This window comes from Geomonas diazotrophica (genome assembly GCF_018919385.1).
Lineage (GTDB): Bacteria > Desulfobacterota > Desulfuromonadia > Geobacterales > Geobacteraceae > Geomonas > Geomonas diazotrophica.
Window position 1 is genome coordinate 294,931 of sequence record NZ_JAHLMF010000002.1, and the last position, 11,333, is coordinate 306,263.

Annotated in this window: 13 protein-coding genes; 3 read left to right on the forward strand and 10 right to left on the reverse strand. The window is 56.4% G+C overall.

Annotation, left to right across the window (positions count from 1 at the left end; genetic code table 11):
* Positions 1 to 34: 34 nt before the first annotated feature.
* Positions 35 to 3,049, reverse strand: coding sequence for a response regulator (locus tag KOM00_RS03545; protein WP_236026717.1), 3,015 nt, complete (start codon positions 3,047 to 3,049; stop codon positions 35 to 37).
* Between the two features lie 209 nt (positions 3,050 to 3,258).
* On the opposite strand from KOM00_RS03545, the gene KOM00_RS03550 reads away from it, so the two are divergent.
* Complete coding sequence (locus tag KOM00_RS03550; protein WP_216497453.1) at positions 3,259 to 3,879, forward strand: class I SAM-dependent methyltransferase; 621 nt, start codon at positions 3,259 to 3,261, stop codon at positions 3,877 to 3,879.
* Positions 3,880 to 3,894: 15 nt separating this feature from the next.
* On the opposite strand, the gene KOM00_RS03555 is transcribed toward KOM00_RS03550, so the two are convergent.
* From KOM00_RS03555 to KOM00_RS03580, 6 genes are all read right to left on the reverse strand, one after another.
* Complete coding sequence (locus KOM00_RS03555; protein ID WP_236026718.1) at positions 3,895 to 4,551, reverse strand: DUF2459 domain-containing protein; 657 nt, start codon at positions 4,549 to 4,551, stop codon at positions 3,895 to 3,897.
* Between the two features lie 144 nt (positions 4,552 to 4,695).
* A complete protein-coding gene (locus KOM00_RS03560; RefSeq protein ID WP_216497455.1) occupies positions 4,696 to 5,394 on the reverse strand; it encodes a hypothetical protein in 699 nt (232 codons plus the stop codon).
* A 16-nt stretch (positions 5,395 to 5,410) separates the two neighbouring features.
* Positions 5,411 to 5,752: a cupin domain-containing protein gene (locus KOM00_RS03565; RefSeq protein ID WP_216497456.1), complete on the reverse strand. Its 342-nt coding sequence runs from the start codon at positions 5,750 to 5,752 to the stop codon at positions 5,411 to 5,413.
* Between the two features lie 149 nt (positions 5,753 to 5,901).
* On the reverse strand, positions 5,902 to 6,579 hold the full coding sequence (locus KOM00_RS03570) for a hypothetical protein (protein ID WP_236026719.1): 678 nt from the start codon (positions 6,577 to 6,579) through the stop codon (positions 5,902 to 5,904).
* A gap of 115 nt (positions 6,580 to 6,694) precedes the next feature.
* Positions 6,695 to 7,225, reverse strand: coding sequence for a hypothetical protein (locus tag KOM00_RS03575; protein WP_216497457.1), 531 nt, complete (start codon positions 7,223 to 7,225; stop codon positions 6,695 to 6,697).
* A gap of 11 nt (positions 7,226 to 7,236) precedes the next feature.
* A complete protein-coding gene (locus tag KOM00_RS03580; protein ID WP_216497458.1) occupies positions 7,237 to 7,668 on the reverse strand; it encodes a hypothetical protein in 432 nt (143 codons plus the stop codon).
* 139 nt (positions 7,669 to 7,807) lie between these two features.
* Here KOM00_RS03580 and KOM00_RS03585 point away from each other — a divergent pair, with 139 nt between their 5' ends.
* The gene (locus KOM00_RS03585) at positions 7,808 to 8,098 is read left to right on the forward strand and encodes a type II toxin-antitoxin system RelE/ParE family toxin (protein WP_302467776.1); all 291 of its coding nucleotides are present in this window, start codon (positions 7,808 to 7,810) and stop codon (positions 8,096 to 8,098) included.
* 3 nt (positions 8,099 to 8,101) lie between these two features.
* A complete protein-coding gene (locus KOM00_RS03590) occupies positions 8,102 to 8,404 on the forward strand; it encodes an addiction module antidote protein (protein ID WP_216497459.1) in 303 nt (100 codons plus the stop codon).
* 193 nt (positions 8,405 to 8,597) lie between these two features.
* Here the strand turns inward: KOM00_RS03590 and KOM00_RS03595 are convergent, their stop codons facing one another.
* From KOM00_RS03595 to KOM00_RS03605, 3 genes are all read right to left on the reverse strand, one after another.
* Positions 8,598 to 9,071 (reverse strand): hypothetical protein, encoded by a 474-nt coding sequence (locus KOM00_RS03595; RefSeq protein ID WP_216497460.1) that lies wholly within the window; start codon positions 9,069 to 9,071, stop codon positions 8,598 to 8,600.
* Between the two features lie 219 nt (positions 9,072 to 9,290).
* On the reverse strand, positions 9,291 to 9,767 hold the full coding sequence (locus KOM00_RS03600; protein ID WP_216497461.1) for a YybH family protein: 477 nt from the start codon (positions 9,765 to 9,767) through the stop codon (positions 9,291 to 9,293).
* Between the two features lie 105 nt (positions 9,768 to 9,872).
* Positions 9,873 to 10,496, reverse strand: coding sequence for a DUF2059 domain-containing protein (locus KOM00_RS03605; RefSeq protein ID WP_216497462.1), 624 nt, complete (start codon positions 10,494 to 10,496; stop codon positions 9,873 to 9,875).
* Positions 10,497 to 11,333: the final 837 nt, after the last annotated feature.

Sequence of the window (11,333 nt, forward strand, 5' to 3'; positions counted from 1 at the left end):
TCATTGCTCCCCCCGAAACATCACCGAGAGCCGGTCACTGCCGCTGCTCCCTTTTGCGGATGCGCTGCAGCTTGAGGCTCAGATCCGCGAGACGGTACGGCTTCTGGATGAACCCCGCCAACCCCCTGCCGATGAACCTCTGGGTGATCTCCTGTTCGCTGAAGCCGCTGGAGAGGATCACCTGCACCTGCGGGTCCAGCGCCCGCAAGAGCTGCAGGGCCTGTTCCCCGTCCAGGTGCGGCATGGTGAGGTCGAGGATGACGCAGTCGACGTCGTCCTGTCGCCGCTTGAAGGTCTCCACGGCGGCGGCACCATCCTCGGCGGTTAGCACGCTGTAGCCAAGGCTCTCCAGCATCTCCCGCCCCAGGCTGCGTATCGCCTCCTCGTCATCGACCAGGAGCACGGTGCCGGAGCCGTGAGCCGTCGTGGCGCCCTGCGCCTGCTGCGCAGGCAGACGGGCCTCCACCGAGGGCCCGGGCAGGTACACGGTGAAGACGGACCCCTTGCCCGGTTCGCTGCGCACCTCGATGGTCCCCTTGTGGCCGCGGACGATGCCCAAAACGGCAGCCATGCCGAGCCCGCGCCCGGTGAACTTCGTGGTGAAGAAGGGATCAAAGATCTTGCTCAAGGTCTCCTGGTCCATGCCGCAGCCGTCGTCGCAGACCTCCAAGTAGACGTAAGGCCCCTCCTGGAGACTGTCGTTCAGCCAGAGCCGGGACACGGCGTCGGCATCCAGTTCCCTGGTGCCGGTCCTGACCGAGATCACCCCGTCCCGGTCGCCGATGGCCTCCGAGGCGTTGATCACCAGGTTCATGATGACTTGGCGGATCTGCGTCGCGTCCACCTCCAGCAGGGGTAGACGTGGGGCCAGCTCCAAACGCATATCGACTTTTTTGGAGATCGAAACCTCCAACATGTGGCTCATCTCCCTGATGACCGCGTTCATATCGACTACCTCGATCACGAACCTCCCCTTCCCGGAGTAGGCGAGCATCTGCTGGGCCAGATCCGCCGCGCGCTGCGACGACTTCTCTATGTTGCGCAGGTTGGTCCGCACCGGGGATTCCTGCGGCAGCCGCAATAGCGCCAGCTCGGCGTTGCCCATGATGGCCATGAGGATGTTGTTGAAGTCGTGGGCGATGCCTCCCGCCAGCACTCCCAGGCTCTCCAGCTTCTGGACGTGCAGGATCTGGGCTTCCATCTGTTTCTTCTCCTGGGCAAGGCGCCTTTCGTCGGTGACATCCCGCCCCACCACCAGCAGGTGCTTCTTGTCCTTCATCAGCAGCCGGGACAGGATGTAGGACATGGCCACCTCTTTGCCGAAGCTGGTATGCAGGCCCACGTCACGCACCCGGGCCACGCCGTCCTCCAGCACCTGTTCCGCAACCTCCAGCAAGCCGCTTTCCCGCCAGGACCGCAGTTCCCGGAAGTTCTGCTCCTGCATCGCCTCCACCGCCCCTCCCGCTATATCCGCCGTAGCCTGGTTCAACAGGATGCACTGGCCCGATTCACCGTCGAAGATGCGGATCCCCATGGGGGAATAGCGCATCAGCGACTCGAACAGCAGCAGGTTTTCGCGGCGCTCCTCCTCACTCTTTCTGTGCTCGGTGATGTCCCTGGTGATCCCCAGCAGCGACACGATCTCTCCTTGATCGTTGCGGAAGGGGACGGCATGGGTGTCCAGCCAGACCCGCCTCCCCTTCAGGCCGATCGCCTCGAAGACGAGGTTGCCGGGAATGCCGCAAAAGACCTTCCTGTTCAACTCGATGAAGGCGGAGCGGTACTCCGGGGTAACCAGGGGGTAGACGCTCTCACCCTGCACCTGCTCCAGTGAGTCGGCCTCGATCATGTTGAGCCCGGCTCTGTTCATCATCTGCAGCCGCCCCTCGCGGTCGAGCAGCTTCACGCATTCGGGTTCCGTCTGTATGATGGTGTTCAGGAACGCCTCGCTGCGGGCGAGGGCGTCCCCCCTGGCCCGCAGTTGCTCCGCCATCGCGTCGAAGGTCTGCGCCAGGCTGCCCAGCTCCCCCCCAACCACGAGGGTCGAGATCTTCACCTGTGAATCGCCGCCGGCCAGCCTTTCCGAGGCGTCCTCCAGCACTCTGATGCGGTCACCGATGCAGCGTTTCCCGATCAGGATCGCGCAGCCGCAGGCCAGGAGCAGGACCGACGACAGCAGCACGATGCCGTGGGTAAGCGCGCGGCGGGCATCGCGGGTGGCGACATCCACGGGGATGCCGGCGGTGATGTACAGGTAGGGGGCCGCTTCCCCGGAAAGCCGCAGCTTCCGGTAGGAGATGATCCTCTTGTCCCCTTGGAGCCCCTCCCGAACCTCGGTGCCTATCTCGGCTCCTTGCCGCATCTTGCGGAAGGCCTGCGCCGGGTAAGGTTTCCCCACGTAGCGTTCCTGCTCGATCCCCCGGGCGAGGATGATCCCCTGGTGGTCCAGGATCACGAAGCTGACCCCCGCGGGGAGGTTCATCTGCTGCAGCAGTTGCCGGTAGTTGCCGATGTTGATGCTGACCCCGATCACCCCCGCGATCCCACCCCGCTCGTCTTTAAATGGATAGCCCAGGTTGAAGACGGGTTTGGTGATGATCCGGCTCACGATGTACTCACCCGAGGAAAGCCTGCCGCTGCGTACGGCGTTTTCAAAGAAGCGCCGCTTGCTGACATCCACAGCCTGGCTCAGGGGCATCGCCGAGGCCCACATCATCCCCGTCCGGTCCGCAATGGTGATGTTGGCGTACATTGGGTTCAGCTTGAGCAGTTCCCTCAGGATAGGCTCGACCCTCGATTTGTCCCGCTCCCTCACCTCGGGAAGCTGTGCCAGCGAGGTCATCAGCTGTTCGGCCGCCACCACCAGGTTGCGCTGCTCGGTTCCGATCCTCTCGGTCAGTCGCAGGGTCTCGTGCCGGGCCTCCTCCAACATGGCGTTGCGGAACTCGATGCCGGAATACAGGATGACGCCGGCCGCCGGAAGGGCGACGACGAAGACGATGAGCAGCAGCAAAAAGCGGATGGACAGCGAGGAAGGCCGGAACATCATACCTCTCTTGACAGACAGCAACTGGACGTTGACAAAATGCTCGCGAAGGTTTTATGTATCTTAGCAGAAATTAAAGCTGCCAAGAATGTGACATTCCGAAGGAGAGGCTGCCATATGTCATGCCTGCACAAGCCTAACCCAATTCAACGCTGTCGCAAGTTCTTAAAGGCCACGCACCGCTGCCATGCTTCAAGGCGCGAGGTAGTATCGTGAACCTCTACCATGAGCTGTGTCTCCCCCATCTCACCAACTGCGTCTGCGGGATGAAGGCACTGTCCCAGCAACGGGAGATGATCGTCCCGCTGGCACAAGGGCGCGTGCTGGAGGTGGGGATGGGGACGGCCTTGAACCTCCCCTTTTACGACCGGGACAAGGTGAGCTGCATCTGGGGGCTGGAGCCGTCGCCGGGGATGCGCAAGGCGGCGGAGGGAAATGTGCGGCGCAGCGGGATGCCGGTGCGTTGGCTCGATCTGCCGGCCGCCACCATCCCCCTGGAGGACGGGAGCGTCGACACGGTGCTGTTGACCTTCACGCTGTGCAGCATAACCGACTGGCGGGAGGCCTTGGCGGAAATGCGGCGCGTACTTGCACCGCAGGGAAGGTTGTTGTTTTGCGAGCACGGGGCGGCACCCGACCGCGGGGTGTTGCGATGGCAAAAGCGGATCACGCCGTGGTGGAAACACGTGGCCGGCGGGTGTCACCTGGACCGCCCCATCCCGCGGCTGATCGAGGCGTCAGGGTTCAGGATCGCGGCGCTCGATGCCGGGTACGCAGAGGGGGTCCCCAGGTTGGCGGGGTATACCTATCGTGGCAGCGCGGAAAAGGGGTGACATCACGAGTACCACCTACTCAGACGGCCGCAGCCTCAGGTACTCCTTCCGGGCAGCTTTCACCTGCCTCATCACCCCCGCAGAACGCAGGGTGAACGCGGTATCCATGGGTACTCCGCCGCTTGCCAGCACCTTGGCCGTCCAGGTGTTGCAGGTATGGGTGATGAGGTACTCCCCCTGCGCCCTGAAGAACCGGTATTCACCCAGGGTCCCCCCCTTCAAGGGGTAGGGACGATGCGCCGGGTCGAACCTGAAACTGGCGCGCAAGCTATCCTTTAGATGCTTCAACCCGGCTTCCGACAACTTGAGCTCGACCATGTCGGCGCCGCCGAACTGCCCTGCCGGGGTGGCGGGCATGGAGAACACGTGCATGACGCTCGGATTTCTCCAGAAGACGGCCCTCAGGAAGATGGACGGCGTGACCTTGTCGGCCTGGTAGAACTCGGCCTCCCCCCAGCCGAACTCGTAGTAGCGCCCCGGACGCAGGTATTGCTTGACGAACCCCAGTTCCTCCCCCAGCTCTTCGGCCGGCAACGCGACCCCCGCGTGCCAGCCGTGGGCTATCACGTAGATGGACCGCTCCTCCCCCCTCGTCGCGGGCAGGTATTTCCACGTCTTCCCGGCGGCGCATCCGGTCAGGAGCAACACCAGGGGGACAAAGAGCAGAACCAACCATTTTTTCGGCACCCATCGATACCCCGGCTTTACCATGCGAACCTCACCGGTGACAAGAAGTCCATCTCACCTACGCCGTATCGAGCATACCAAACGTTTTGGACACCTTCAGTGGACGAGGCTTCAGCACGCACCCGGGATTCAATCAACGTCGGCGCAAAGTTCTTCCCGCCCTCCCCAGATCAAGTAAACAGCGCTGCCGCGCCGGAACCTGAATTCATCGGGGGGGTAGGCGCGGGAGCCGACCTTGATGCCGTCGACCTGCATGGAAATATTCCAGTCCGGTGACGATGCCATGTCGTACTGGAGCAGAAAGCAGGAGGCCTTCCCTTTGTTGATCTGTATGTCACCACCGGGTCGAAGAGCTTCTTCCTTGTCATAGGTTACGTCTACTACGTTGAGGGGGATCGAGTGGGGTTTGAGAGGTCCCAGCACCCGCACCGGGCTGAAGGTGACTCCCTTGCTGTTCTTCACGGTTATGGCTTTTGGGTTTAGCACCAGGTCGTCGACGTGGGGGCGGATGTACAGCTGCAGCAGGATCATCGGATCAGGTTGATCAGGGGGAGTGAGAAAAAGAGGGAATACGGGGAGGATGGGTCCCATTGCCATCGGCACGTACCCGCCGATGTACCCTCCGGACTTGACCCCGACATCGACCGGCTTGCCGGTGGTCATTATCATGTTTTGCCCACCGAAACGGAGGTAGACGGGGCCGCCGCGGCCGGTACTGCCGACAACGGGAACCGAAGCGGAGGGCTCGTAGTACGGATTGCTCGCGAGTACGGCACACCCTGCGACAAAAAAGGCGAAGATAACGATTCCCGTCCGTACCAGTTTCATCGACGCCCCGAGCTCACTACTGTCTCACTATATCGACCGAGATCTCCACGGCCGGAATGGTTCCTCTGTTCTCGAGCCAGTGCGTGGTGTTGCGGTCCTCGGGCCAGCCCACGCCCGGTCCGTACTCCGTAGCGACTCCATCTCGATGGTCGGTGATCGTTCCTTGCAGTATGTAGACGGTGCCCGGCCTGTCTTTGTGGTCGTGAATCGGGCCGAAAACGCCTCCAGGCTCGATGGTCACCATACGCATGCGCAGTTGGCGCCCCGCCATCCCCTCGATCTCAGGACCAAGGTCAACCGTCGCAAGTAACTTCACCGTAACCCCTTTTGTCTCAGGCGCCACCTGTTCGTTGCTCATCGCGCTCTCCTCTCGGTACTTTCAGGACCTGGCCGCAATGTAGAATCTTGCCGTTTTCTGTCGGTGCTTCCACCTTTTTGAATTGTAGCTCTTTACCGTTGCCTCGTGTCAAGGGTTGCCCCGTCCGATACCCTTCACGCGCATTGAGATCACAGGATGTTAACAGCTCGTGCCGCAAGTAGAGCAATGACCAGCAAGGAAATGATCGATTGCAGCATCATCAGGACTTTCGCCCAACGCGACAGGACGGGTACATCCGTCGGGGAAAAGGCTGTGGACGTATTAAAGGCGAGGAAGAGGTAGTCTATGAAGTTCGGAGACCACTCCTGTAATCCCGCTGCATGCCTTCTTTCCGGGGGCATCGTCATCTGAGGGAAGAGGAAAGCGCCTCTTGAGTGATCTGCTCGTTGCGCTCGTTTATGCGGCCCACCGGCATCTAGCCGCCAGTACCATGACGCGAAAACCAGGATATTGGACAGCCAAAGAGCTGCCGCAGACTTCAAAAGCTCTTGCGGCATTTCCTTGTGTGAAGGCAAAGCCTTGATCAGCAATACCAGAGAAATGATCATGAAAGCTGTCACCACGCCATTCAAGACATAACCCAGCACCTGATTCGCAGTGTGAGCGCCTTTGTAATACGTGATGAGAACAGGCACGATAAGTACGGAAATAACGACCAAAGGCAACCAACGCGTCCCGCCAATCAGCAAGGAGGAGGGGAGTGCAGCGTACAGCCCGCCAAGTGCCAGTAACGCACTCAATGCCGGCCAGCGAGACTGCCACGTGGCCTTCTTGGGTGTTCCCGAATTCTCGTTCATCTGGGTCATGGTTATCTCGCCTCCTCCCGCCCTTCCAGGAAAGTCGTCACCCATGTACGTCTCAGCGTTCTGCGTTTATTGACCGTCCGCACCACGTGGTTGACGGCTTCGTTGCCTGGTCCGTTCATCTCCCTGCATTTCCTTGCCATTTATGCCATGAGGCTTGCAAGGCAGAAAGCGCCTTTTCCCTCGAGAGGTCCAGCACGAAGGTGTCAAGGTAGAATGCGTTAGGATCAGACGGGCCGGTTATGGTCCATTGCAAGGCATTCCTTTTGGTAGTGTCAAAGCATGGAGGAGCAGACAAGAGAATCTCTATAGCCCAATTAAAGCTGTTATCCTTGCCGTGAACTCTGATGATTTGCATCTTCTCAATCAACTTCCATGGCAACAAGTCAGCGTCCTTTGTGAAGGATCTTCCGAACTTGTAATAAACATGTATTCCTTCGCAATCCAATACCAGCACCGTAGGCGGGGCAATCAGAAGCTGAATCCCTCGCAGCAGAGCAAGGATTGAGGCAAACACAATCGACAATGCGATCCAGGCGAAGTTGGTCTCGATGGCGTTTTTGGCAAGTGCTGACATCAGAGGCAATCCGATAGCGAGGCTCACCGCGATGAACATGAATGAAGGTATTCGACTGTACTTTATGATCATGGTTCATCTTCTCATAAGAAATGCCAATCCGGAGGTTTTCCCCACACCACCTCGCCTGTGGTTTTATCGTGAAGCCACGCGGCGAATTTTCTTGGCCTACACCAATAGCAAAGCTTTATTTCGAACTGGTACCAATGTCCCGATTTGAAGTCTAATTCGACACTTCCCTTCGGGTGCACGCCGAACTCCGCAGGATAATAAGCGTATTCAATCAAATGCTTGCCTGGGTGGAGTTTCGCCTTTTTGTATCCGGAGCCTACCTTGTTCCCATCAATTGACGTGACCACGCCCGGAAGCGTTGACCAGTCAATCCTTACCAATGAGTTGTTCTCTACCCCCGCGACATCAGCCTCGCCCCACTCTCCCCACCCCCAATAGATTGGTGAAAGGTGTGAACACGAGATAAGGAGCGATGACAGTATCACGACAATTATAATTTTCATGGGAGTTGTGTTCCAACTGCTCGGAAGTTGACCGGATGGTTTGGCCGGTCCAACTTTCTTGTTGGGCTCTCCCTTCGGGCATTAATCGGTTGAGCCACTTGTCTTTTTGTAATCGTTCGACTACAATACCTGCCTGTACATCGTCAAGACCCTTCCCGAATTTGACGCTTGGCTAAATGGCATCAAAGACCGCACTACTCGGTTACGGCTGGCTCGACGCCTTGACAAGGCCCAGCGAGGCAACCTGGGTGATGTGAAACCGGTTGGCCACGGCGTTTTCGAGATGCGTGAGTTCTTTGGCTCCGGCTGGCGAATGTACTACATAGAACGTGGCAACATCCTTATAGTTATGCTCGGCGGTGGAGACAAGTCCACACAAGCAGCCGACATCGCCATTGCCTTCGAGCGGGCAGCCAGATTGGAGGATTGACCCATGCCCAAAAAAGTCGTTGTATCCGACCTGCCAGAATTTGATCTTGCTATGCAGTTAAAAAGCGAAGCCGATATTGCGGCGTATATCACCATGGTGATTGAAGAAGGTGACGCAGCAGAGTTGGCCCATGCCCTGGGAGTGGCTGCCCGAGCGCGCGGCATGGCCGAAATTGCGCATGCTGCCGGTTTGACTCGGGAAGCGCTATATAAAGCCTTACGTCCCGGAGCTCATCCGCGTTTCGACACGATCAGCAGAGTTTGTTCCGCGCTCGGAGTCCGCTTGGTAGCACAGCCTCGCCATTAGACCTCGCGCTTTTACTTGGTTTTCTCCTTGCGTTTGCCCAACTGGGTGAGGTGACCGGCGGAGTGCCCGGCTCTCACCGACTCGTTCCCGCTCTCTACTCCCGCATAGACCATTCCACCCACTTTGTTGGGATCACATGGTGACCTGGGGGACCTGGGGACGCCCATGATTTCATGCGCGTTCCCCCTGCCCTCTAATTGTTATCACTGCTTTCTTTTGATCCGGTCTCGATGAGCCTCTTAGTAAGCAGCACCAACCCTATCTGCTGCGTCCACTCTGAAACCAGATTGCTGACTACCGTTCCCCATTTGCTATCCGGATCAACCTCGAAGAAAAGAGCAGCCCACCCTATCCCGGTTATCAAGAGAAATATCGTCAGCGAGTGTTCATGCAACATCTCCAGAAAACGATTCCTATGTGTTTTTTTAGGTTGACGGCTCTCCCTGGAGCCCTTTTCGAAAAACCATTTTGTAGCCAAAACTGTTATGACAACACCAGTCCAGTCGGCGATAGCGTTACCGAAGAAAGATCCGGCGTGCGTTTTGGGATTGGATTTTACATAGAGGACAAACCAGAGCGCCAGGATGCCTATCGCGGTAAGGCTGAGAGAATGGCGTCTCAAGAAAGGCTTGTTAGGCTCTGTTGCTTTATCTTTTCGACTAGCCATATTCCTCCAGGGCCCAGGGGGCAGAATTGAATAATCACATAATTCCCATCAGGAATTGCCCCGGCTGATCTCGATCTAATGCCCCCGTTCCGCCCGGCCTTCCTAAGCCTGGCCGTACGCAGTAACATTATTCATTTGCCCAACGCCTGGGCGGTGACCGGCGCGGGGGCATAGCGACCGGTCCACTGGCCTTGTTGGGGCTCGTCCTCAGTCAGTTATTCATTTATCAATACCCGGTCTCACTGCCGCCTGGTACCGTGCCAGCAGATCCGGGTCATCAATCGATCCGTGGTGGTGAACCTGCTGCCATCGGCCATCGCGATGAGTGAAGATCCTGGTGGTCCGGATCGCCATGGAGAGGACGGTGCCGGCGGTCTTGAACTCTCCCCGCTCCCGCCCCACCACATAGAAAACATTACCGTCCAGGTGCAGGGTGAAATCATAGAATTCGAACCAGTACTCTGACGGGCTAGCGAAAAGCCGTTGGTAGACGGACTTGATTTCCTCCCATCCCCGCTTTATACCCCCGAGTGGGTTATCCATCGCCGCCTCATCGCTCTGCAGCCAATTGGAGGCCATCAACTCAAGGTTGCGCCCGTTGAGTGCCGCGTAAAACGTTGATAAGGCCGCTAAATGGGGAGGCAACCCCTGTCTATCCTCCCGCCCCGTCACCGCTGTCTGCTCCAGCCTCTGCATATGTCCTCCAGATCCCCTCAGACCTATTCCCCCAACGCCATAAGCCCGACCGGCGGGTTTTCAGGCCGGTCTTGGCGCTAGTTGAACCTCATTTTTGACCATTGTTCACAACTTTACCATTTTGTCGCCATCAAGTTTGTATCCTAAAGTCCTCATGTATTTGTTGAGATCATTTTGGGCATTGCCTAAAGATGACTCCACAAATTGATCCGTTTTAGCCTTCATATCTTGTTTAATAGCATCTTGTTTCGATTGTCCTCCTGTTGCATCAACAACTTTTTGAAATTCCGTCTTGACTTGATCAGCTTCAATTTTGCTTAATTTGCCCTTATTCTTTGATGCATTTTGCCACAACTTACTTTGATAAAATTGAAGATACCTATCTATATCTTTTTCTGAATAATATTTTTTATATACCATAACCAGTTGCTTGTGTAATCCGTCTTCACCTAGAAATAGCTTACTCAATATCTGTGAATATCTTTCTCCGCACTTGTTGATTATGTCATCAGGAATATTAGGATTTATCTTTTTAAGTGACGAGCTAAACGTGGAGCCAATTTTATTTATATTTGCCGCCATGCTGCTTTTTGTTGATCCTGTCACTTCGAGCAGTTGGTAAATTTTGGGTTCAATCTTCTCTACAGAATATGCAATCGTTGGTTTGATGCTAACTGAAATGGCCAACATAATTAATACAAACCCAAACATTTTTACTACCAGCTTCATACCCCCCCCTTTTTCTTTTTTTCTATGATTAGTGAAAATATGGCGTATGGAACCCCGAAGGCTACCATGGCAAAAGGCAATGCTATAACTGATGAAATGAAAAATGAAAGAAGGCTAGACGACTTGAAGTAACATAATGTGATCAGGAAAAATGTAGCCACAAATGTGAACGAGCTAAGCAACGAGCGACACAACTTCATGTTCATTAGCACTCCCTTTCAGGCATAGCAGTCATCCATTTAATGCCGTTCAACTAGTTATTAGTGGGAAATTGTCACCAACCCTCCCACTCCGCCGTGCAATATTGGCGCAGACACCTAAATGCATTGACGCAAACTATTGATATGACACACTGCTACGGTCGGAATTCGTGCCAACTGGGGGGATGGCCAGTTTTCTGGCCATCCCCCCTTCCCCTCCCTACAGGGAGACGTCGGACTACCTATAACAACTTTCATTTGCCAGCACAAATCAATCGCAATATATAGAGATCCTGCATACATGTCAAAGGCGAAGTGGTGAATGGTACCCCTGAACCTGTCGGTCGGCATTCTTGAATCTTCTGACGTAGCCGCGTTTCCCGCCCTCCCGTACGCGGAGTGCCCCTGTACTTCACCCTGGTAAAAAAAACGCGTGCGGGATCCGACGGAACGGCTCGCCGCCGGCACGTTTAATGAAGTCAAACCCACCGACCACGGCCGTACTTTGCGAATGGGGGGTGTAAAAAGGTTTGTGTAAATGGTCATTTCGGGGTAAATCCACTTACCCCAAGGAGTTGCCATGACCATTGACCTTGCTGTAATCGATGACCTACTGAAACAGTATAAGAGCCCGGAG